At 65.4% G+C, this 22,687-nt stretch carries 18 protein-coding genes; 10 read left to right on the plus strand and 8 right to left on the minus strand.

The features are described 5' to 3' along the window. Positions 1 to 134 precede the first annotated feature (134 nt). Positions 135 to 3,944, minus strand: coding sequence for a multifunctional oxoglutarate decarboxylase/oxoglutarate dehydrogenase thiamine pyrophosphate-binding subunit/dihydrolipoyllysine-residue succinyltransferase subunit (locus tag FDW83_RS04805; RefSeq protein ID WP_138136435.1), 3,810 nt, complete (start codon positions 3,942 to 3,944; stop codon positions 135 to 137). A gap of 524 nt (positions 3,945 to 4,468) precedes the next feature. Here FDW83_RS04805 and FDW83_RS04810 point away from each other — a divergent pair. The 5 genes from FDW83_RS04810 to FDW83_RS04830 all read left to right on the plus strand — a co-directional run bounded on the left by FDW83_RS04810 (position 4,469) and on the right by FDW83_RS04830 (position 9,691). Beyond that, positions 4,469 to 5,824 carry a hemolysin family protein gene (locus FDW83_RS04810; protein WP_138136436.1) on the plus strand — a complete coding sequence of 452 codons (1,356 nt, stop codon included), beginning with the start codon at positions 4,469 to 4,471 and terminating at the stop codon, positions 5,822 to 5,824. Then, complete coding sequence (locus tag FDW83_RS04815; RefSeq protein WP_138136437.1) at positions 5,821 to 6,891, plus strand: hemolysin family protein; 1,071 nt, start codon at positions 5,821 to 5,823, stop codon at positions 6,889 to 6,891. The genes FDW83_RS04810 and FDW83_RS04815 overlap by 4 nt, the downstream gene beginning before the upstream one ends. Before the next feature lie 125 nt (positions 6,892 to 7,016). Then, positions 7,017 to 8,000 carry a metal ABC transporter solute-binding protein, Zn/Mn family gene (locus FDW83_RS04820; protein WP_138136438.1) on the plus strand — a complete coding sequence of 328 codons (984 nt, stop codon included), beginning with the start codon at positions 7,017 to 7,019 and terminating at the stop codon, positions 7,998 to 8,000. Further along, on the plus strand, positions 8,001 to 8,816 hold the full coding sequence (locus FDW83_RS04825) for a metal ABC transporter ATP-binding protein (RefSeq protein WP_138136439.1): 816 nt from the start codon (positions 8,001 to 8,003) through the stop codon (positions 8,814 to 8,816). Then, positions 8,816 to 9,691, plus strand: coding sequence for a metal ABC transporter permease (locus FDW83_RS04830; protein WP_138136440.1), 876 nt, complete (start codon positions 8,816 to 8,818; stop codon positions 9,689 to 9,691). The genes FDW83_RS04825 and FDW83_RS04830 overlap by 1 nt, the downstream gene beginning before the upstream one ends. 7 nt (positions 9,692 to 9,698) lie before the next feature. Here the strand turns inward: FDW83_RS04830 and FDW83_RS04835 are convergent, their stop codons facing one another. Further along, entirely contained in the window at positions 9,699 to 10,157 is a 459-nt protein-coding gene (locus FDW83_RS04835; protein ID WP_138136441.1) for a Fur family transcriptional regulator, read from the minus strand. 94 nt (positions 10,158 to 10,251) lie between these two features. On the opposite strand from FDW83_RS04835, the gene FDW83_RS04840 reads away from it, so the two are divergent. Then, a complete protein-coding gene (locus FDW83_RS04840) occupies positions 10,252 to 10,908 on the plus strand; it encodes an MBL fold metallo-hydrolase (RefSeq protein ID WP_138136442.1) in 657 nt (218 codons plus the stop codon). Here FDW83_RS04840 and FDW83_RS04845 read toward each other — a convergent pair. Beyond that, a complete protein-coding gene (locus FDW83_RS04845) occupies positions 10,905 to 12,026 on the minus strand; it encodes a PLP-dependent cysteine synthase family protein (RefSeq protein ID WP_370281162.1) in 1,122 nt (373 codons plus the stop codon). The genes FDW83_RS04840 and FDW83_RS04845 overlap by 4 nt on opposite strands. 78 nt (positions 12,027 to 12,104) lie before the next feature. Between FDW83_RS04845 and FDW83_RS04850 the strand changes: the two genes are divergently transcribed. The 3 genes from FDW83_RS04850 to FDW83_RS04860 are packed head-to-tail and all read left to right on the plus strand — an operon-like array spanning position 12,105 to position 14,559. Beyond that, positions 12,105 to 12,998: a sulfurtransferase gene (locus FDW83_RS04850; RefSeq protein ID WP_138136443.1), complete on the plus strand. Its 894-nt coding sequence runs from the start codon at positions 12,105 to 12,107 to the stop codon at positions 12,996 to 12,998. After that, entirely contained in the window at positions 12,995 to 14,134 is a 1,140-nt protein-coding gene (locus FDW83_RS04855) for an NAD(P)-dependent alcohol dehydrogenase (protein WP_138136444.1), read from the plus strand. Before FDW83_RS04850 ends, FDW83_RS04855 begins: the two co-directional genes overlap by 4 nt. Further along, entirely contained in the window at positions 14,131 to 14,559 is a 429-nt protein-coding gene (locus tag FDW83_RS04860) for an HIT family protein (RefSeq protein ID WP_138136445.1), read from the plus strand. Before FDW83_RS04855 ends, FDW83_RS04860 begins: the two co-directional genes overlap by 4 nt. Here FDW83_RS04860 and FDW83_RS04865 read toward each other — a convergent pair. The 3 genes from FDW83_RS04865 to FDW83_RS19070 form a co-directional block, all read right to left on the minus strand. Then, entirely contained in the window at positions 14,554 to 15,543 is a 990-nt protein-coding gene (locus FDW83_RS04865; RefSeq protein WP_138136446.1) for a beta-ketoacyl-ACP synthase 3, read from the minus strand. The genes FDW83_RS04860 and FDW83_RS04865 overlap by 6 nt on opposite strands. Before the next feature lie 26 nt (positions 15,544 to 15,569). After that, on the minus strand, positions 15,570 to 19,553 hold the full coding sequence (gene hrpA, locus FDW83_RS04870) for an ATP-dependent RNA helicase HrpA (protein WP_138136447.1): 3,984 nt from the start codon (positions 19,551 to 19,553) through the stop codon (positions 15,570 to 15,572). Between the two features lie 69 nt (positions 19,554 to 19,622). Beyond that, positions 19,623 to 19,790, minus strand: a complete 168-nt coding sequence (locus FDW83_RS19070; RefSeq protein WP_171027447.1) for a hypothetical protein — start codon at positions 19,788 to 19,790, stop codon at positions 19,623 to 19,625. A gap of 81 nt (positions 19,791 to 19,871) precedes the next feature. On the opposite strand from FDW83_RS19070, the gene FDW83_RS04875 reads away from it, so the two are divergent. Then, on the plus strand, positions 19,872 to 20,840 hold the full coding sequence (locus FDW83_RS04875; RefSeq protein ID WP_138136448.1) for a GlxA family transcriptional regulator: 969 nt from the start codon (positions 19,872 to 19,874) through the stop codon (positions 20,838 to 20,840). A 71-nt stretch (positions 20,841 to 20,911) separates the two neighbouring features. On the opposite strand, the gene FDW83_RS04880 is transcribed toward FDW83_RS04875, so the two are convergent. Continuing rightward, the gene (locus tag FDW83_RS04880) at positions 20,912 to 21,262 is read right to left on the minus strand and encodes a protealysin inhibitor emfourin (RefSeq protein WP_138136449.1); all 351 of its coding nucleotides are present in this window, start codon (positions 21,260 to 21,262) and stop codon (positions 20,912 to 20,914) included. A 60-nt stretch (positions 21,263 to 21,322) separates the two neighbouring features. Continuing rightward, complete coding sequence (locus tag FDW83_RS04885; RefSeq protein ID WP_138136450.1) at positions 21,323 to 22,375, minus strand: M4 family metallopeptidase; 1,053 nt, start codon at positions 22,373 to 22,375, stop codon at positions 21,323 to 21,325. Between the last annotated feature and the right edge of the window lie 312 nt (positions 22,376 to 22,687).

Raw genomic sequence — 22,687 nt, forward strand, 5'->3', positions numbered from 1 at the left:
TTACTTCAGTCCCTGGCCGCTGGCCACCGTCTGCCGCCGCCGCTGCGGCAGCACGGGGCGGCACTGTTTTCCATTAAACAGAACTGCCCGGCCGGAGTCTGGTATTTCGACGTCCGGCCGGGCAGCCTTACTGCTTACTTCCGTGCAAATGCCTGCTTCAGGAGCACATCCTGTTCCGCGGCGTGCCGCTTCATGGAACCCGCGGCCGTGGAAGCCGACGCAGGACGGGACACCAGCCGGATACGGCGGTCCACGGCGTCCGGCAGGTTCAGGCCAATGAACGGCCACGGTCCCTGGTTGGCGGGCTCGTCCTGGGCCCACACAACCTCGGCGTTCGGGTACTTGGCGAGCTCGGCCTCGATCTCGGCGTGCGGCAGCGGGTAGAGCTGCTCCACGCGGACGATGGCGGTGGTCTTGTCGCCGGTCTTCTGCCGGGTGGACAGGAGATCGTAGTACAGGCGGCCGGACACCAGCAGGACGCGGTCGACGGCGTTCGCATCCAGCTGCTCATGCTCGCCGATGACCGGGCGGAACGAGCCGCTGGTGAAGTCCTCAACGGAAGACGCGGCAGCCTTCAGGCGGAGGAGTTGCTTGGGCGTGAAGATGATCAGCGGCTTCCGCGGCCGGCTGTATGCCTGGCGGCGCAGCAGATGGAAGTGCGAGGCAGCCGTGGTGGGGTTTGCCACAATCATGTTCTCTTCGGCGCACAGCTGCAGGAAGCGTTCGATCCTCGCGGAGGAGTGGTCCGGGCCCTGGCCTTCGTAGCCGTGCGGCAGCATCAGCACCAACGAGGAGCGCTGGCCCCACTTCTGCTCAGCCGAGGAAATGAACTCATCGATGATGGTCTGCGCGCCGTTGACGAAGTCGCCGAACTGGGCTTCCCAGAGGACCAGTGCGTCCGGACGCTCCACCGAGTAGCCGTACTCGAAGCCCATCGCCGCGTATTCGGACAACAGGGAGTCGTAGATCCACAGCTTGGCCTGGTTCTCGGAAAGGTTCCCCAGGGGCACCCATTCCTGCCCGTTGGCGCGGTCGTGGAACACGGCGTGGCGCTGCACGAACGTGCCGCGGCGGGAGTCCTGGCCTGCAAGGCGTACGGGCACGCCTTCCATGATCAGGGAGCCGAAGGCCGCGATCTCGCCGAAGCCCCAGTCGATGCCGCCTTCGCGGGACATCTGTTCGCGCTTCTCGAGCAGTTGCTTCAGCTTGGCGTGGACCGTGAAGCCCTCGGGAACCTCGACGTGCGCCTTGCCGATCCGGGCCAGGGTCTCAGCCGAGATTGCGGTGGACACGGGGGCGTTGGCGCCGGAGTCCGACTGCTGGGCGATGGGACGCTCGATATCGGATACAGCCGCCGAATCGGCCGTAACGATGGGGATCGGCGAGGTCTGGGCTGCGTGGGTCTCGGCAAAGACGCGTTCCAGCCGTTCCTGGTAGTCGCGGAGCAGTTGCTCTGCTTCTTCCTCGGTGATGTCACCGCGGCCGATCAGGGATTCCGTATACAGCTTGCGCACGGAGCGCTTGGCTTCGATCAGGTTGTACATCAGCGGCTGGGTCATCGAGGGGTCGTCCCCCTCGTTGTGGCCCCGGCGGCGGTAGCACACCATGTCGATGACAACGTCCTTGTGGAAGCGCTGGCGGAACTCGTAGGCGAGCTGGCCGATGCGGACCACTGCTTCGGGGTCGTCGCCGTTCACGTGGAACACGGGCGCCTGGATCATCTTGGCCACATCCGTGGAGTACGTGGAGGAACGCGAGGAGGACGGTGCCGTGGTGAAGCCCACCTGGTTGTTGACCACGATGTGGATGGTTCCGCCGGTGCGGTAGCCGCGCAGCTGGGACAGGTTGAGGGTTTCAGCAACCACGCCCTGGCCGGCGAAGGCAGCGTCGCCGTGGACCACGATGGGCAGGACGGGGAACGACGCGCCCTGGTCCAGGCGGTCCTGCTTTGCGCGGACGATGCCCTCGAGCACCGGGTCCACGGCTTCCAAGTGGGATGGGTTGGCCGCCAGGTAGACCTTGGTTTCCTTGCCCGTGTCCGAGGTGAAAGTGCCCTCGGTGCCCAGGTGGTACTTCACGTCGCCGGAGCCCTGGACGGAGCGGGGGTCCTGGGTGCCCTCGAACTCGCGGAAGACCTGTGCGTAGGTCTTGCCGGCGATGTTGGTGAGCACGTTCAGCCGGCCGCGGTGGGCCATGCCGATGGCAACCTCGTCCAAGCCGTCGTCGGCGGCGTCGGACATGATCGCGTCGAGCAGCGGAATCAGGGACTCGCCGCCTTCAAGGGAGAAGCGCTTCTGGCCCACGAACTTGGTCTGGAGGAACGTTTCGAAGGCCTCGGCGGCGTTCAGCTTGGAGACGATCCGAAGCTGCTCTTCCCGGCTGGGCTTGGAGTACGGGTGCTCCAGCTGGTCCTGGAACCACTTGCGCTCGGCTGGTTCCTGGATGTGCATGTACTCAATGCCGGTGGTGCGGCAGTAGGCATCACGCAGGACCCCGAGGATGTCGCGGAACTTCAGCATCGGCTTGCCACCGAAGCCGCCCGTGGGCCATTCGCGGTCCAGGTCCCACAGGGTCAGGCCGTAGGTCAGGACGTCGAGGTCCGGGTGCTTGCGCTGGACGTACTCGAGCGGATCCGTGTCCGCCATCAGGTGTCCGCGGACGCGGTAGGAGTGGATCAACTGCTGGATCCGGGCCACCTTGTTAATCTCGTCGGCCGGGTCCACCTGCTTGTCGGCGCTCCAGCGGACCGGCTCGTACGGGATGCGGAGGGCTTCGAAGATCTCATCGTAGAAGTTTTGCGCGCCCAGCAGGAGCGAGTGGACCAGCTTGAGGAACTCGCCGCTGCCGGCGCCCTGGATGACGCGGTGGTCGTACGTCGAGGTCAGGGTGAGGACCTTGCTGATGGCGTTCTGGGCGATGATCTTCTCGCTGGCGCCCTGGAATTCGGCAGGGTAGTCGAGGGCGCCGACACCGATGATGGCGGCCTGGCCCTTGGACAGGCGGGGCACCGAATGGACGGTGCCGATGCCGCCCGGGTTGGTCAGGGAGACGGTGGTGCCCTGGTGGTCCTCCGGGGTCAGCTTGCCGTTGCGGGCGCGCTTGATCAGGTCCTCGTAGGTGTGCCAGAACTCGGCAAAGTTAAGGGTCTCGGCCTTCTTGATGTTCGGAACCATCAACAGGCGGGTGCCGTCCGGCTTGGGCATGTCGATGGCAATGCCGAAGTTCACGTGTGCGGGCTGCACGGCAACGGGCTTCCCGTCCACCTCGTCGTAGTACACGTTCATGGACGGGAACTGGGAGAGCGCGCGGATGACAGCGTAGCCGATGAGGTGCGTGAAGGAGACCTTGCCGCCGCGGGCGCGGGCGAGGTTGGAGTTGATGACCACGCGGTTGTCGATCAGCAGCTTTGCGGGGATGGCGCGGACGCTGGTGGCCGTGGGGACCTCGAGGCTGGTGACCATGTTGGTGGCGATGGCCTTGGCAGGTCCGCGAAGGACGGACACCACGTCCTCTTCCGGTGCGGTGGGTGCCTTGACGTTCTTCGGCAGCTGCGCGGGGATCGGCTGTGATCCCGTTGCGGCCTCGGTCTTCCTGCCGCCGTCCTTGGCGACAGTCGCGGGAGCCTTCTTCACGGGGGCCGGGGCTGCAGCCGGTGCGGGAGCCGGCGCGGCCGGGGGAGCGGCAGGAGCTGCCGCCGGCGCCGGTGCCGGGGCTGCAGGAGCCGCATTCACGACCGGGATCTCCTTGGTGGGAGGATTGGCTGCGGTCTGTCCCGACGTTCCATTGGAAGAAGAACTGCTGCCCGAGTCGAACGATTCGAACAGCGGCCACCACTTGGCATCCACAGCGTTCTTGTCCTGCTGGTACTGCTCGTACAGTTCGTCAACGAGCCACTCGTTTCCGCCAAATTCCTCTGGTAGACGGTGGCTTGGCTGCTCTGGCACTTGAAATACGCCTCTTCCATGAGTTTGATTTCTCTCCGGCCCCACGGTGCCTCAGCACTACGTTCGAACCAGTCTCTGCGTCCTCTGAACCCAGACCTTTGCAAGTCTAGTAACCATGTTGTGCCAACTGCCAATAAGGGTGACCCAAATCATGAAGTGACGTTCAAACCGCCAAATATGGCGGTTTGAAGCGTCTGGAACCGGAGTGTCCCAGGACAGGAAAACAAGGGGTTTCGGGGCGCCGTGAACGGCCGGGGGCGCGGCACCTGCTCCTGTAGACTGGAATCCTTATGGACAGTAAATCTAGGTGCCGGCCTGGGGGCTGTCAGCGGAGCGCAAAGAGCAGCGCCGCGCAGTCCACCCGCAGAGCCGGCAAACCCCGAACACGCGCCCATCACCAGCCTGCGGCCCGTCCGGCTGCGGCCCGCAATAAAAGAACGCCGGTTTCCGCCGACCATCCTCCGCCGGACCGATACCCCAGACTGCAGCACCGCCTGCGCCGTACTCACCGGGCGGGACGCTGAATGGAGTGGCTTTTCCTTGCAGCGGGCCTGCTGCTCATCGCCGGAACGGGCTTCTTCGTTGCCGTCGAATTCTCCCTTATTGCCTTGGACCAGCCAACCGTCCAGCGCGCCGTCGACGACGGAGACACGGGCGCAATCCCGCTGCTCACGTGCCTCAAATCCCTCTCAACCCAGCTCTCAAGCTGCCAGCTGGGCATCACTCTGACCACGCTCCTCACCGGTTACGTGATGGAACCCTCGGTGGCCCAACTCCTGGAAGCCCCGCTGGCCGCCGTCGGACTTCCCGGCGTTGCCGTCGCCTCCATCTCGTTGGCCCTGGCAATGGTGCTTGCCACGCTGCTTTCGATGCTGCTGGGCGAACTGGTGCCCAAGAACATGGCCATTGCACTGGCCTTCCCCGTGGGCAGGGCACTGGCCCGGCCCCAGCTGATCTTCACGGCTGTCTTCAAACCGGCCATTGTGCTGCTCAACGGCTTCTCCAACAAGGTGCTGCACGTCTTCGGGTTGGAAGCCAAGGAAGAGATTTCAGGTGCCCGGACGCCGGCGGAACTCGCTTCGCTGGTCCGCCGGTCTGCGGCCATGGGAACGCTGGACCCCGGTACGGCCAACTTTATCGCCCGCACGCTGAACTTCTCCGGCAGGACGGCGGCAGACGTGATGACCCCGCGAATCCGGGTGGAGACCATCGACGCGGACCAGCCCGTTGCGGACGTCGTTGCCGCGGCGCGGCGAACGGGCTATTCACGGTTCCCGGTCATTGGCGACTCGGCGGACGACATCCGCGGTCTGGTCCACGTGAAGAAAGCGGTGGCGGTGCCGTGGGAGCGCCGCCAGAACCTGGAGGCCGGCGCCATCATGACGGAGGTGCTCCGCGTCCCCGAGACCATCCACCTGGATGCCCTGCTGGCTGAACTCCGCGATGGGAACCTGCAGCTCGCCGTCGTCCTTGACGAATACGGCGGCACCGCCGGAATCGCCACCTTGGAAGACCTGGTGGAGGAGATCGTGGGCGAGGTCGCGGACGAACATGACAGGGTGCGCCCCGGACTCCTGCAAAGCGCGTCCGGAGACTGGTATTTCCCGGGGCTGCTCCGTCCGGACGAACTCTCCGAACAAATTCCCGGGCTGACCGTTCCCGACGAGGCAGCCTACGAAACGGTAGGCGGATACGTGATGAGCAAACTCGGCCGGATTGGGGCTGTGGGCGACACCGTCCCGGTAGGCGGCGGAACCTTGAGCGTCACCCGCATGGACGGCCGGCGCATCGACAGGATCTGTTTCCGGCCGGCGCGGCCGGAAGTGGAGGCCGGTACAGCAAGCGAAGCCATCGCATCCGGCGAAAGGATCGAACAATGAGCGACTGGGCCGGAATCCTGTGGCTTTGCGTCCTCCTGCTGGGCAATGCGTTCTTCGTCGGGGCCGAATTTGCCGTGATGTCTGCCCGGCGCAGCCAGATCGAGCCCCTGGCGGAGGCCGGTTCCAAGCGGGCGCAAACCACGCTGAAGGCCATGGAAAACGTGTCCCTGATGCTGGCATGCGCCCAGCTGGGCATTACGGTGTGTTCCCTGCTGATCCTGCTCGTGGCGGAGCCGGCTATCCACCACCTGCTGGCCGTCCCGCTGAAGTCGTTGGGCCTGCCGATGGAAATTGCCGATGTGGCGGCGTTCGCGGTCGCGCTGATGGTGGTGACGTTCCTCCACGTGACATTCGGGGAGATGGTTCCCAAGAACATTTCGGTGTCCGTGGCGGACAAGGCGGCACTGCTGCTGGCGCCGCCGCTGGTATTCGTCTCCCGCATTGTCCATCCGGTGATTTCCGTCCTGAACTGGTCGGCGAACCACATCCTGAAGCTGTTGCGGATCGAGCCGAAGGATGAGGTGAATTCCTCGTTCACGCTGGAGGAGGTCCAGTCCATCGTCCAGGAGTCCACGCGCCACGGCCTGGTGGACGACAACGCCGGCCTGATCACCGGCGCACTGGAATTTTCCGAGCATACCGCCGCGGACATCATGGTTCCGCTGGACAACCTTGTGATGCTCAAAGCGGCAACCACCCCCGTGGAGTTCGAAAAAGCCGTGAGCCGCACCGGTTTTTCCCGGTTTCCCATGCTGGATGACGAGGACATGCTCTACGGCTACCTTCACGTCAAGGACGTGCTGTCCATTCCGGAACAGGCCTATGAGCGGCCCATCGCCGAGAGCCGTATCAGGTCGCTGGCCAACCTCGCGCTGGATGACGAAATCGAAAAGGCGATGTCCGTCATGCAGCGGTCGGGTTCGCATCTGGCGAGGGTCATCGGCCCCGACGGCAACACCCAGGGCGTGCTTTTCCTCGAGGATGTCATCGAGCAGCTCGTGGGCGAGATCCGGGACGCCACCCAGGCCACCGGGATCCGCCGCCTGGGGCATTCGAACGGGGCGTGAGTACGGTTCTCCTGGCTGTGGGCGGCAGGAAAACCGCTTTTTAGGCGCACCAAAATAGGAATGATTCCTATTTGCGTATAAACTTGGAGGGTCGCTTTTCCTCCCCAGTGAACTGAGGTTCCTACGTGCGCCGTCCCGCCGTTGTCCGTTCGTCCGTGGCCGCCCTCGCCGGGCTTGGCCTCCTGCTCAGCGCGTGCAGCCCCCAGGCGGAGTCGACGCCTGCTGCTGACGGCATTAACGTCGTAGCTTCCACCAACGTCTATGGCGATATCGCCAAGACCATCGGAGGGGACAAGGTCACCGTCACCGCCATCATCACCAAGACCAGCCAGGACCCGCACTCCTACGAAGCGACCGCCCAGGACCGGCTTGCCGTGTCCAAGGCCGACCTGCTGATCGAAAACGGGGGCGGCTACGACGACTTCCTGCATACCCTCGCGGAGGACAGCAACCTCGACGGCGGCAAGGTCCTGAACTCCGTTGAGCTGTCCGGGCTGGCCCACCCGGAGGAGGAAGCGGCCTCCGCCGAAGCCGCCACCACCGAGTCCGCTGCGGAGGAAGCGCACGCCCACGACCACGGCGAATTCAACGAGCACGTCTGGTACAGCCTGCACGCCATGGAGCAGCTCACCGAAGATATTGCGGCCAGGCTGGGGGAGCTGGATCCCGCCTCCGCACAGACGTTCGACGCCAACGCTGCGGATTTCAAGGCCGCCCTTGAGGGCCTGCACGGACGGCTCGACGCGCTGAAGGGGACGGCAGCGGGGGCTTCGGTGGCTGTGACGGAACCGGTCCCGCTCTACCTGCTGGAAGATGCAGGCCTGGTTAACGCCACACCGGGGGACTACACTGCTGCGATCGAGGAAGGCTCCGACGTGCCGCCGGCTGTGCTCAAGGCCGCCACCGACCTCGTTGCATCCGGATCGGTCCGCCTGCTGGCCTACAACCGGCAAACCGAGGGTCCCCAGACCGAGGCGCTGAAAAAGGCGGCTGAAACGGCGGGAGTTCCCGTGGTGGATTTCAACGAGACGCTGCCCGAGGGCAAGACGTACATGCAGTGGATGACGGAGAATGTGGACAAGATCAGCAAGGTTCTGGAGAACAAATAGTTGAAACCCGTCGTCAGCCTCACCGGGGCGTCCCTGAAGTTCGGCAAGCGGACGCTCTGGGACAACCTGGACCTGGACATCAAGCCGGGCGAGTTCTTCGCTGTGCTTGGTCCAAACGGCAGCGGCAAGACCAGCTTCCTCAAGGTCCTGCTGGGGCTGCAGGAACTGCACGCGGGGAGTGTCGAGCTCGGTGGCCGGCCGGTCGAGCGGGGCAGCAGCCTGATCGGCTACATCCCGCAGCAGAAATCGTTCGCCCCGGACACCCCGATGCGCGCCCGCGACCTGGTGGGACTTGGCGTGGACGGCCACCGCTGGGGAATGCGTTTGTCCTCTTCCAGGGCGAACCGCAGGATTGACGAACTCCTCGAACTGGTGGGCGCCACGGACTACGCGAAGGTTCCCGTAGGGCAGTTGTCGGGCGGCGAGCAGCAGCGGCTCCGGATTGCCCAGGCGCTTGCCACCGACCCGCAGGTTCTCCTCTGCGATGAACCGCTGTTGTCTTTGGACCTGCACCACCAGCAGGCGGTCAGCGCGCTGATCAACAGGCAGTGCCGCGAACAGAACAGCGCAGTCGTGTTCGTGACCCACGAAATCAATCCCATCATCGACTACGTGGACCGGGTGCTTTACCTGGCCGGCGGCAGGTTCAAGGTGGGGACACCGGAAGAAGTCATGACCACCGAAGTACTGTCCGACCTTTACGGCAGCCATGTGGAAGTCATCCACGCCAATGGGCGGATAGTTGTGGTGGGGCTTCCGGACGCGACCACACACCATCACGCCGAACAGCACGAGCTGGCAGGGGAAGCGGCCTGATGGACGCGGACGGCATCCTCGGGGCGATCTTCAACTTCGAAAACTATGGCGAGCTACTGGTCCTGGTACAGAATTCCGTCTGGGCCGGCGCTGTCCTCGGCCTGCTGGGCGGCCTGGTGGGCACGTTCGTCATGAAGCGGGACCTGGCCTTCGCAGTGCACGGCATCTCCGAACTCTCCTTTGCCGGCGCAGCCTTCGCGCTGCTGATCGGCGCGGACATCGTGATGGGGTCACTGGTGGGATCCGTGGCGGCGGCTCTGCTTCTGGGCGTGATGGGCGTCAAGGCCAGGGACAAGAACTCCATCATCGGTGTCATCATGCCGTTCGGCCTGGGACTGGGCATCCTGTTCCTGTCCCTGTACGAGGGCCGCGCCGCCAACAAGTTCGGCCTGCTCACCGGACAAATTGTTTCCGTGGACACCGTGCAGCTTCAGGCCCTCGCGGGTACCGCCCTGGTGGTGATGGCAGCCCTGGTGGTTATCTGGCGGCCGCTGAACTTCGCCAGCGTGGATCCGGAACTTGCAGAGGCCCGCGGTGTACCGGTGCGCCGACTGGGCATCGCCTTTATGGTGCTGCTGGGCATCAGTGTTGCGCTCTCGATCCAGGTGGTGGGCGCCCTCCTGGTGCTTGCCCTGCTGATCACGCCCGCGGCAGCGGCATTGCGGGTAACGTCTTCTCCCGTGGCGGTGGTTGTTCTAAGTGTCGTATTTGCCGTTACCGCAACTGTGGGCGGGATCCTGCTTGCCTTGGGCGGCCGCATTCCGATCAGCCCCTACGTCACCACCCTGTCCTTCCTGATCTACGTGGTGTGCCGGGTGATCGGCTCCGTACGGGCAGACAGGGGTATCAACGGGCGGGTCCTGCAGCCGCAATAGCCCGGGCCTACAGCTTGCCGGCAGCCTTGAGAGCCGTGCAGTCAGGGCAGAGGCCAAAGATCTCCACGGTGTGGGCCACCTCGGTAAAGCCGTGTTCGGAAGCTGTGCGGGCTGCCCAGGTTTCGACGGCAGGGGCCTCCACTTCCACGGCTTTGCCGCAGTTCCTGCAGAGCAGGTGGTGGTGGTGGCCGGTGACGGCGCAACGCCGGTAGACTGCTTCGCCTTCGCCGTTGCGCAGCACATCGACCAGGCCCTCGTCGGCCAGTGACTGGAGGATGCGGTAGGCGGTGGCGAGCGAAACCGACACGCCCTGGTTCTGCAGGATCCGGTACAGCTCCTGCGTGCTGACAAAGTCATTGAGCTCATCCAGGGCAGCGCTGACGGCGCGGCGCTGCTTGGTGACGCGTTGTTCCTTACCGCCGGCCCGGGGTGGCGGGGTGGTGTCAGCCTTGGCGCCGAGCGGCATGGGCGACCTCGCTTCCGTGGGATTGTGGCAAAGATACAGGTTACCAGCCCCGGCCTCGTGGACACTGTTCCGGGCCGGACCCTAGGCTGGCGCTATGAAGCTGACGAAATACACCCACTCCTGCGTGCGGCTGCAGAAGGACGGCCGGGTACTGGCGCTGGACCCGGGGAACCTCTCGGAAACAGCGGAAGCGCTGGCCGGCGCGGAGGCGGCGCTGATCACCCACGAACACGCCGACCATATCGACGTCGAAGCCGTGGTGGGTGCCCTCCGCACCACTGCGGAGTTTGCGGTGTTTGCCCCTGCCGGAGTCGCCGACCAGTTGCGGACGGAGGCGCCGGAGGCCGTTGCCCGGATCAACGCCGTGGAGCCGGGAAGCACCCTCGAGGTGGCGGGGTTCGCGGTCCGAAGCTTCGGCGGCCAGCACGCCCTGATTCATCCGCAGATCCCCGTGGTGGCGAACATCGGCTACCTGATCGACGACAACGTCTACCACCCCGGTGACTCGTTCATTATTCCCGATGGCATCAGCGTCAAGACCCTGCTGGTTCCGCTCCACGCGCCCTGGAGCAAGTCGGCGGAAGTGCTGGATTTCGTCATCGGCGTGCGGGCGCCGCGGGCCTTCCAGATCCATGACGGACTCCTCAATGACAACGGGCTCAAGATCGTCGAGGGCCACGTCAAGAGGATCGGTGCGAAGTACGGGACGGAGTACGTGCATGTCCGTCCCGGGGAGTCGGTGGAAGTCTAAGAAGCGTCCGAATCCCACGTCCCGGTATCGAAAAACTTCGTGATCACTCCCTGGTAGGGCCGCGGGTCCAGGCTTTGGGAAGCCAGCCAGGCCTCGTTGTAGTAATTGCCTGCATAGCGTTCGCCGCCGTCGCACATCAGGGTGACGACGCTGCCGCGGCGCCCTTCCGCGACCATGGCCGCAACCAGTTGCCAGACGCCCCACAGGTTGGTGCCGGTGGAGGGGCCGGCGTGAAGGCCTGCAAGGTCCTGCAGGTGCCGCATGGCGGCCACCGACGCGGCATCGGGGACCTGGACCATGCGGTCGATGACGGACGGCACGAAGCTTGGTTCCATCCGCGGCCGGCCGATGCCCTCGATCCGGGAGGGCAGCCCCGCAGGTGCGCTTTCGGTGCCAAGCCAGCCTGGATAGAAGGCCGAGTTTTCCGGGTCCACTACCAGCAGCCGCGTGGGGTGGCTGTGGTAACGCAGATACCGGCCGATCGTGGCGCTGGTTCCGCCCGTGCCGGCGCCCACCACAATCCAGTCCGGAACAGGGTGATCTTCCAACTCCAGCTGGCCGAAAATCGACTCGGCAATGTTGTTGTTGCCGCGCCAGTCAGTGGCCCGTTCGGCGTAGGTGAACTGGTCCATGTAGTGCCCGTTGCTTGTGGCAGCCACTTCCTCGGCCGTCGCATAGACATCTGACGCGTGGTCCACCAGCAGGCAGGAACCGCCGAACTGTTCGATCAGCGCAATTTTCTCCCGGCTGGTTGTCCGTGCCATGACGGCGATGAACGGAAGGCCCAGCAGCTGTGCGAAGTAGGCTTCGGAGACCGCCGTGCTGCCGCTGGAGGCCTCCACGATGGTGGTATCGGCGCGGATCCAGCCGTTGACGAGACCGAACAGGAACAGCGATCTGGCCAGCCGGTGCTTGAGGCTGCCGGAGCGGTGTGTCGATTCGTCCTTGAGGTACAGCTGGACGCCCCAGTGCTCCGGCAGCGGGACGGAGTAGAGGTGGGTGTCCGCCGAGCGGTTGTTCTCCGCCCTGATTGTGCGGATTGCCTGGTCCGCCCACTCCCGGTCCGGCCATGCGCGGCCTGCCCAGTCAATACTTCCGCCGCTGCCGTCGATTATCACCGAACCAGCCTACCGGCGGCGGGACGGCGACCGGCCTAGAGTGGAACCCGCTGGACTTTTGACGAGCGAAGGAGCCGGATGAACCCCCTGATGGACGTGACCACCCTGCGCACCCGCCTGGCCGGGCAGCAGCGGACAGCTGTGCTGGATGTCCGCTGGGCCCTGGGGGATCCGGACGGGCACGGGCACTACCTCGCGGGACACCTGCCGGGAGCAGTCTTCGTGGACCTCGACACCGAGCTCGCCGCGCCGGCGTCGCCCGAAAGGGGGCGCCATCCGCTGCCGGAGCCGGGCGCCCTGCAGGCGGTGGCCAGGCGCTGGGGTATCAACGACGGCGATGCGGTGGTGGCGTACGACGACACAGGCAGCATGGCTGCGGCCAGGGTGTGGTGGATGTTGCGGAATGCCGGGCTTCCAGAGGTTTACCTGCTCGACGGCGGCCTGGCCGCCTGGCGTGCCGGGGGCCTGCCGGTGGAAGCGGGCGCGGTCACGGCCGAGCCGGGGAATGTCACCCTGGGAGAGGGGAAGATGCCAGTGCTCGACGCCGGTGCTGCCGCCGCCTGGCCGGAGACCGGCCTGCTGCTGGACGCCCGCGCCGGGGAGCGCTACCGCGGCGAGGTGGAGCCCGTCGACCCGCGCGCCGGCCACATCCCCGGCGCGGTGAGTGCGCCGACGTCAGACAACGTGGACAGCGCCGGCCGTTTCCTGCCCCTGGAAGAGCTGCGGCGCAGGTTCGAAGCGCTCGGAGTTAGTGACGGCGTTCCGGTGGCCGTGTACTGCGGGTCAGGGGTGACGGCCGCCCATGAGGTGGCGGCGCTGGAAGCTGCCGGGTTCAGGGCAGCCCTGTACCCGGGTTCGTTCTCGCAGTGGTCCAACAACCCGGACCTGCCCGTGGCAACGGGTGCTGAACCCGGTGGGGCACACCCCCCGGGTGGAAACTATGCCGGGGGCAAGGGTAGCGTCGCACTATGACCCCAGGACGTCCCGTGCCGCCGCCCCTCGCCAGGCCAATTCTTCCCGTGTCCGATGCCGGCACCCTTGCGGCCGCCTACGGTGCCGCCTCTGCCGACAGCGGCCTGGTACCGCTGACCGTTGCCAGGCGGGAACCGAAACCGGACGACGTCGAAATCGCCATCGAGTTCTGCGGGCTCTGCCACTCGGATGTGCATGCCGCCCGGGGCGAGTGGGGCACCCAGGCGTACCCGCTGGTGCCGGGCCACGAAATCGTGGGCACCGTCAGCAGGGTTGGTTCCGGCGTCACAGCCTTCGCCGTGGGCGACCGGGTAGGCGTGGGCTGCATGGTGGATTCCTGCCGCGAATGCGAAAGCTGCCTTGACGGCCTGGAGCAGTATTGCGAAAACGGGATGACCGGCACGTACGGATCCACGGACCGCCGCAACGGCGACGCCATCACCCAAGGCGGCTATTCCTCGTCCATCGTGGTGGACCACCGCTATGTGGTGCGGGTCCCGGACTCCCTTGACCCGGCCGCCGTCGCGCCCCTGCTGTGCGCCGGCGTCACCACGTTCTCCCCGCTGCGGCACTTCGACGTCGAAGAAGGCGACGTTGTGGGTGTGGTGGGCCTGGGCGGGCTCGGCCACATGGCCGTGAAGCTGGCCAAAGCCATGGGGGCCAAGGTGGTCGTGTTTACGACGTCCGAATCCAAGGTGCCCGCCGCGCTGGAGCTCGGAGCCGACGAAGTGGTGCTGTCGCGGGACGAGGACGCGATGGCCGCCGCGAACCGCACCATTGACGTCATCATCGATACAGTTGCGGCCCCGCACGACCTGAACCCGCTGTTCCGCACCCTGCGGGTGGACGGTGTGCTGTTCCAGCTGGGGCTGCCCTCGGAGGACATGCCTCCTGTCAACCCCCGTTCGCTTATCCGCCGCCGGTTGGCCTACGCCGGCTCCCTTATCGGCGGAATTGCCGAAACCCAGGAGATGCTGGACTTCTGCGCCGAACACGGTGTTGTGGCCGATATCGAAGTGGTTGGCGCCGGCCGGCTGAACGAGGCTTACGACCGGATGGTGGCAGGGGACGTGAAATACCGGTTCGTGCTGGACACCAGAACTTTGCAGGCACCCGCCAAGGAGGCAGACGCATGACCACGCTCTTTACCAGGATCCTCAACGGGGAGATTCCCGGCCGCTTTGTCTGGCGGCAGGACGACGTGTCCGCCTTCCTCACCACCGGACCCCTCGCGGACGGCCACACCCTCGTGGTGCCCACCGAGGAAGTGGACCGCTGGACCGACGCCTCGCCGGAGACCCTGGCCAGGGTGATGGAGGTGGCCCGCCGGATCGGTGCGGTCCAGGTGGACATTTACGACGCGCCGCGGGCCGGACTGATCGTGGCGGGCTACGAGATCAACCACCTGCACGTCCACGTCTGGCCCTCCAGGAGCATGGCGGACTACAACTTTGCCTCGGCAGACCAGAACCCTGACCCGGAAGTCCTCGACGCTAATGCCGAGAAGCTCCGGCAGGGCCTGCGGGACGCGGGCTGGGGAGACTTCGTCCCCGCATCATAGGGAGCGCCGGCCCGGTGTCATCGCCACCATGCCCGCGTAGGTAAAGCCGCCGCCGAACCCGAAAAGCAGGGCAGGGACGCCAGCCGGGATCCTGCCGCTGTGCCACCACTTGCTCAGTCCAAGGGGCACGCTGGCCGCCGACGTGTTGCCGGATTGGATGACGTCGGTAACGATAATCCGGTCAGACATTCCCAGGGCATCCGCCAGCGGTTCAATGATGCGCAGGTTGGCCTGGTGCGCTGCGAGAACCTGGATGTCATCGAGAGCGAGGCCGGCGCGGGCCACGGTTTCGCGGGCACGCTCCGGCGCCCTGGTGAGGGCCCAGCGCAGCACTTCGCGGCCGTTTTGCCAGAACCTCCCTGAAGGCGGGGAAATCCGGACGGCATCGGCCATGCCAAGTTCTGATCCCCACACCACCGGTCCAATCCGCGGCGTGGCGGAGGGGCGGACGACGGCGGCCCCGGCACCGTCTGCTGCGAGTACCGCCGTCGCGCGGTCCGTCCAGTCAGTAACGGCTGAGAGGGTTTCCGCCCCCACCACGATCGCGTTGGTGGCGCTTCCGCTGCGGATGGCCTGGTCGGCAACGCCGAGGGCGTACTCAAAGCCCGAACACGCCGTGTTGACGTCCATGATGGCCGGCCCGCGGCCGTCGCATCCCAGCCCGAGTGCGTCCGCCACACGACCGGCGGTGTTGGGGGAGCGTTCGGCGGCCGTCGTCGTGGCCACCACCACGAGGTCGATGTCCGTAGCCGGGATGCCCGAGTCGGCCAGTGCCATTCGGGCGGCAGGAACAGCGAGGTCCACCACGGTCTCGCCCTCCGCGGCGATGTGCCGGGTGACAATGCCGGTTCGCTGCCGGATCCATTCGTCGCTGGTCTCCATCATGCCCTCGAGCTCATGGTTGTCCATGACCCGTACCGGCTGGGCATGGCCGAGGCCTGCTATTTCAGTCCCTGCCGGTCCCTGGGCAAGTGTGATCCTCATTTGTACCTTTCGAAGGATTTGTAAAACTAGGCGGGCGCGAGGGCCTTGTTGAGCACGGCGCGGATCCGTTTTTCCGAGACCGAATAGGCCGTTCCCAGTTCGACGGCGAACAGGCTCACCCGGAGTTCCTCGATCATCCAGCGCACCTGGGACAACTCACGGCCAACGCGCCTGCCGGGCAACAGTGCCGCCACCGCGTCGTCGTAGTCGTCCTCCAGCCGCTGCACCACGGCCATGTTGAGGGCGTCACGCTGTACGTTGCCGGGCAGCCGCTCGAGCCGCTTCTCGATGGCTGCAAGGTACCGCGGCAGCTGGCTGAGCTGGGTGTAGCCCGTGCGGGCAACGAAACCGGGATAGACCAGCTGCTCCAGCTGGCTCCTGATGTCATTGAGCGCGCTGATGAGGGCCAGGCTGGTGGTGGTACCCTTCAACTGCTTTTCGATCCGGCGGGTAGCGGCCAGGATGCGTTCAACGACGGCTGTCACGCTGAACACCGTGTCGATCAGTTCCGCCCGGACCACCTCGTAGAGCGCGTCAAAGGACTGCCGGTCCCAGGGCAGTTCAGCCGGGGTGAGCTTGTCGATGGCGGCCAGCACACAGTCGGCGATGAGGGCGGAGACCGAGCCGTGCGGATTCTGGCTGAACGTCAGCTTCTCCGTGTTGCTCAGGTGCTCCAGCACATAGCGGTCCGGAGAGGGAACCCGCAGCGCCAGCATCCTGATGACACCGCCGCGCATGGCATCCAGTTGCTCGTCCTGGCTCTGGAAAACCCGCAGCGACACGGACTTGCCCTGGTCCAGCAGGGCGGGATAACCGGTCACGGTGTGTCCCTTGACCATGCTGCTGACCTGGCGTTCGATGGTGCCGAAGTTCCACTCCGTCAGGCCGTCCCGCTCCACAAAGCCGGCAGCGGCGGAGGCCCCCGGCTCTTGGGCGGGTGTCCCCGCCCGTGGCGCCCCGCCGTCGTCGGTCCTCCCGGCCCGTTGGTCCCTGGGCCCCTGGCCCTTCACTGCCCGGCTGCCGGGGCCAGCCGATGACGGCGTGGCACCCAGAGATTCTGCGATGGCCCGGCGCGTGGCGGGCGCCAGCTTTTCCTGCAGGGCCGCGAGGTCCTTGCCTTCGTCCAGGACCTTGCCCTTGCTGTCCACCACCTTGAAACTCACGCGCAGGTGCGGGGGCACGGCATCCCAGTTCCAGGACCCGGGCGGGATGATGGCACCGCGGATCCGGCGCAGAGCCAGCTCCAGCGACGGTTCGAGCTCGTCGATGGCAGGATCAAAATCGGACTCGAGGACGGCCACCGCATGGCGTGCAACGTCCGGGGCCGGAACGAAATTTTTCCGGATCTGCTTCGGCAGCGACTTGATCAGCGCGGTCACCAGCTCCACGCGCTGGCCGGGGATCTGCCAGCGGAACGGGGCGTCCTCGAGCTGGTTGAGGAAGAGGACGGGAACTTCCGCGGTAACGCCGTCCGAGGGATTGGGCGGGGATCCCGGGGCCACCGGATGAAATTCGTAGCTCAGTGGGAGTTCAAAGCCCTTGTGCAGCCATGTTTTGGGGTAAGCCGATTCGTCCAGGCCTTCGGCATCATCGCTAAGCAGCAGTGACTTGTCATAATCCAGGAGGTCTGGGCCCTGCTTCCGGGCGTCCTTCCACCACTTGTCGAAGTGGCGCTCCGAAACAACGTCCGGGCCGATGCGGGCGTCGTAGAACTCGAACAGGGTTTCGTCATCCACCAAAAGGTCGCGGCGGCGCATCCGCGCCTCGAGCTCTTCCACTTCCTGCAGCAGCGCGCGGTTGCGGTGGAAGAACTTGTGGTGCGTCCGCCAGTCACCCTCCACCAGGGCATGCCGGATGAAGAGTTCGCGGGCCACGACGGGGTCCACCCTGCCGTAATTGATCCGCCGCTGGGCGATGATGGGAACCCCGTAGAGGGTCACCTTCTCGTAGGCCATCACCGCACCCTGCCGGGTGGACCAGTGCGGTTCACTGTAGTTGCGCTTCACCAGGTGCGGCGCCACCTGCTCCGCCCACACGGGATCGAATTTCGCCGCCACCCGTGCCCACAACCGGCTGGTCTCCACCAGTTCGGCGGCCATCACGAAGGTGGGGGATTTCTTGAACAGGGCGGAGCCGGGGAAGATCGCGAACCGGCTGCCCCGTGCGCCGGCGTACTCGCGCTTGCGCTCGTCAAGGATGCCAATGTGGCTCAGCAGCCCGGAGAGCAGGCTGATGTGGATGCCTTCATGGTTCCCCACCGGGTCTGCCAGGCGCTTGTTGTCCAGGGTGATGCCGAGCGGCCTGGCGAGCTGGCGCAGCTGGGTGAACAGGTCCTGCCACTCCCGGACGCGGAGGTAGTTGATGAATTCGGCCCGGCACAGGCGCCGGAACGCCGACGACGACAGCTCCTGCTGCTTCTCCTGCAGGTAGTTCCACAGGTTCAGGTAGCCCGTGAAGTCCGAGTTCTCGTCCTTGAACCTGTTGTGCTTCTCGGCGGCCAGCTGCTGCTTGTCCGTGGGGCGTTCGCGGGGGTCCTGGATGGTGAGCGCTGCCGCGAGGATCATGACCTCGCGCACGCAGTTGCGCTTCCCGGCCTCCACGATCATCCGGCCCAGGCGCGGGTCCACCGGCAGCTGCGCAAGTTTCTGCCCGACGGCGGTGAGGCCGCTGCCATTCCCCCGGTCGCCGTCGCTTTTCTCTGCCTTGGGCGCGGAGAGGGCGCCGAGTTCGCGGAGAAGCGTGACGCCGTCGTTGATGGCCCGCGTCTCCGGCGGCTCCACGAACGGGAAATTCTCCACGTCCTTGGGGCCGCGGGCAACACCCATGGCGGTCATCTGCAGGATGACCGCTGCAAGGTTGGTGCGGAGGATTTCCGGGTCCGTGAACTGGGGGCGGGACTCGAAGTCCTCCTCGGAGTAGAGCCGGATGGCAATGCCGTCAGATACGCGGCCGCAGCGCCCGGACCGCTGGTTTGCCGATGCCTGGGACACGCGCTCAATGGGCAGCCGCTGGACCTTGGTGCGGTGCGAGTACCGGGAGATGCGGGCGGTGCCGGTATCGATGACGTACTTGATTCCGGGCACCGTGAGCGACGTTTCCGCCACATTGGTGGCGAGCACGATCCGGCGCTTGTTGCCCGGGTGGAAGACTTTGTGCTGTTCCTGCAGGCTGAGGCGCGCGAACAGGGGAAGGACTTCCGTGCCGGCGAGCCTTCGGTTGCTTTGGATGCGGGCCTGCAGTGCGTCCGCTGCGTCACGGATCTCTCGCTCGCCGGAGAAGAAGACCAGGATGTCGCCGGGGGCCTCGTTCGCAAGTTCGTCGACCGCGTCGCAGACAGCGTCCAGCGGGTCCCGGTCTTCCTCGAGTTCGTCGTCCGAGGGGTCTTCGTCGTCTTCCCGCGGTTGCGTCAGCGGGCGGTAGCGGATCTCCACGGGATAGGTCCGGCCCGAAACTTCAATGATCGGGGCGGGGTTGTCCGGCGTGCCGAAGTGGTTGGCGAACCGCTCCGGGTCGATGGTGGCCGAGGTGATGATGACCTTCAGGTCCGGCCGCTGTGGCAGGATGCGCTTCAGGTAGCCGAGGATGAAGTCGATGTTGAGGCTGCGCTCGTGGGCCTCGTCGATAATGATGGCGTTGTACTTGCGGAGCAGCTTGTCGCGCTGGATTTCAGCCAGCAAAATGCCGTCCGTCATCAGCTTGACCTTGGTTTCCCTGCTGACTTCGCCGGTGAAACGGACCTGGAAACCGACTTCCCGGCCGATCTCGACGTTGAGTTCTTCGGCAATGCGCTCTGCCACGGTCCGTGCTGCGAGCCGTCGTGGCTGGGTGTGGCCGATCAGCCCGTTCTCGCCCAGGCCGAGTTCCAGGCACATTTTCGGAATCTGCGTGGTTTTCCCGGAGCCGGTCTCGCCGGCAATGATGGTCACCTGGTTGGCGGCAATGGCGGCCATCAGGTCCTCGCGGCGCTCGGAGACAGGCAGCTCTGCGGGATAGGAGATATGAAGAGTCATGGCTGCAGACAGTCTACTGCGGCGGGGCCGGCACCCCCGGTTCGACTGCCTGCGGCGGTCCTGGAATTGCTAGAACATGCGGAAGGTGTAGCTGGTGCTGGGAAGGTCCAGCGCCGACCACTCCTCATGGGAATCGACGCGGGGAGTGTGGCCCCGGCCGTCGTTAAGGAGCGCTGCGACGGTTGCGGCGCCGACAAGGAGGAGCAGGATGACGATGATGGCTGCGAAGATTTCCATGCCTCAATGCTTCTCCTGCCGCTCGCAGACAAACAGTGGCAGAAATGACCAAAAAGCTAAAATTCCTGCCACAATGGAAGCATGTTCAAAACAGTGGCCGTGATTGTGGTCCCCAACTTCTCCATCTTCGAATTCGGGACTGCCTGCGAGGTCTTCGGAATCGACAGGTCCACCCGCGGTACCGGGGTTCCGGCCTTTGATTTCCGTGTATGCACCCCCATTCCGGGCGACGTCAAGCTGAAATCCGGGCTATCCATAAACATCAGCCTTGGACTGGAGGCCACGGAGGACGCGGACCTTGTGATCATGGCTCCGTACGGGCACGACGACGACCTGCCGGAGTCAGTGATCCAGGCACTGTGTGCCGCCGATGCGAGGGGAGCATGGCTGATGTCCATCTGCTCCGGGGCTTTTGCCCTTGCCCGCTCCGGTCTGCTGGACGGCCGCAGGTGCACCACGCACTGGCACTACTCCCGGGAGCTGGCCGAGGCCTATCCAGGGGTCCAGGTCGATGAGAACGTCCTCTACGTGCAGGACGGCAACATCATTTCCTCCGCCGGGACCGCTGCCGGCATCGACGCCTGCCTGCACCTGGTGCGGGTCGAGTTGGGGGCGCATGTTGCCGCTGCCATCGCCCGGGACATGGTGGTCCCGCCGCACCGCGATGGTGGCCAGGCCCAGTTCATCGACCGGCCCATGCCCACCTGCGGCTCGGCGCCGATGGAGGAACTGCTGCGCTGGATGGTGCAGAACCTGGACCGCGAGCATTCGGTCAACGACCTGGCCGCCCGGTTGCACATGTCGCCCCGGACCTTCGCCCGGAAATTCCGTTCCGAGACCGGAGCCACACCTGCCGCGTGGCTCAACTCGCAGCGTGTGCTCCGCGCGCAGGAACTCCTTGAATCTACGGACCTCAATATCGATGAGGTGGCCCGGGAAGCCGGATTCGGCCATACCGTCCTCCTGCGGCACCACTTTGCCAAGGTCCTCGACACCAGCCCGCAGTCCTACCGCAGGGCATTCCGGGGCCAACTGGCCGAAGTGGGGTAGCTCCGGCGCTTCGGTCTGGCCGGTTGCCTGCCTGCCTGCGTGCCTGGCGGTGTCAGTTCGCGCAGCCCGCGCTACTGACCGCCGTTCCTGCCCGGGTGGCCCGGACTGCCGCCGTCTCCCTGGGCGGACCGCATCTGCTGGGCCGCCTCCCTGGTCCGGTCTACCAGCACGCGCCAGGGACCGGTCACGGCCCGTTCCGGGAGGGCTGCCCGGCGTTCCCCGGCACGGATGGAGTACATAAAGCGGTCCGGCTGGTTGCCCGCGAACTCTGCGGCGGCCCGCGGTGTCCTTGGCACAGCATCCCAAGGACATGCTTCCACGATTGGCTGCCATTGACTGATGGCGGTCTCTGACCGGGCATCGACTGTCCAGACCCGCGTCATCGCGGCAATACCGCCGGTGCGTTCCACACTGATCTTCATTGCCTGGTTCCTGGGCTTCCATTCAGCCTGGCGGCGTGGAATCCGGCAGCCAGGCGTCACCTATAGCTTGACCTTCACAGTTTCCCACGCCTGCCGCACGGCGTCATGCTCTTTCGAATCCGATCCGAAGAGCTCCATTGCGGCAGAGGCGGTGGCACGGGCGAAGACGCTGAAGGTTGCCGTAGTGGGTAGGGAGCCACCCGTCAGTGTTTCGTACCAAATGAGGCCGGGGGAGTCCCAGGCATTTCCTCCCAAGGACTCGGCAACCAGATAGAACGCCCGGTTGGGGATGCCGGAGTTGATGTGGACCCCGCCGTTGTCCGCGCTGGTCCTTACGTACGAGTCCATGGAGTCCGGCTGCGGATCCTTACCCAGCACATCGTCGTCGTACGCTGTTCCGGGCGCCTTCATGGAGCGCAAAGCGTTGCCCTCAACCTCTGCAGTGAAGAGCCCTTCGCCGATGAGCCAGCTGGCTTCGGTCACGGACTGGTTCTTTACATACTGTTCCACCAGGGCGCCGAACACATCGGACATCGATTCATTCAGGGCACCGGCCTGGTTGCGGTAGGCGAGTGCCGCGGAGAACTGGGTAACGCCGTGCGCGAGTTCATGGCCGATGACGCTCAGGGATGCGGTGAACCGCTCGAAAACTTCGCCGTCTCCGTCACCGAAGACCATCTGCGTGCCATCCCAGAAGGCGTTGTCGTACAGCTTCCCGAAGTGCACCGTCGCATCCAGCCGCAGGCCCTGGCCGTCAATGGAGTTGCGGCCAAAGACGTCTGCGTACAGGCGGTGGGTATGCCCCAGGCCGTCGTAGGCTTCGTCCGCTGCGGTGTCGCCTGTTGCGGGCCCACCCTCCTTGCGCACAAGCTTTCCGGGAAGGACCTCTGAGCCTGCCGCATCGTAGATGGTCCGGTTGGAAGGCCCCGGCTTTGCCTGCCGCACACCTGTGGGGACCTCAGGCATCGCCTGGGTCCGCGATGCCTGCACTGACGCAACATGTCCAAGGGCTTCCCTGGCAGCCCTTGCAGCTGCAGAAAACTCTGGCGCATCCTGCCGGGCCAGGCGCCTCAGCAGATGCGGCGGGACGATGGAACAGACCGGAACGTGCATGGCGTACCCCCTCAACTAGGTGCATCCAGACTACGAGGGGGCTCTGACAATAGGGGTCAGGCACGCTCGGCAAGGGGCGTGTGCCCCAGTTGGGTCACCTGGATTACGACGGCGGAGGGCCGGCTTTCTCCTGCCTGCCGCCTTGGGCAGTCAGGGACAAAGAATGTCGTACCCCTGTTGGACGATGTTGGTATGGGAATCAGCGGGGGGACGGGGACAGGTATGGAGGCTATTCATGCCACCGTTGCTGCCCTTGCCGGGCTTGATGCCGAGGACGCCGCCCTCGCCGCTGCAGGATCTTCGGGTGCCGCT

The organism is Pseudarthrobacter sp. NamE2 (genome assembly GCF_005796205.1).
Taxonomy (GTDB): domain Bacteria; phylum Actinomycetota; class Actinomycetes; order Actinomycetales; family Micrococcaceae; genus Arthrobacter.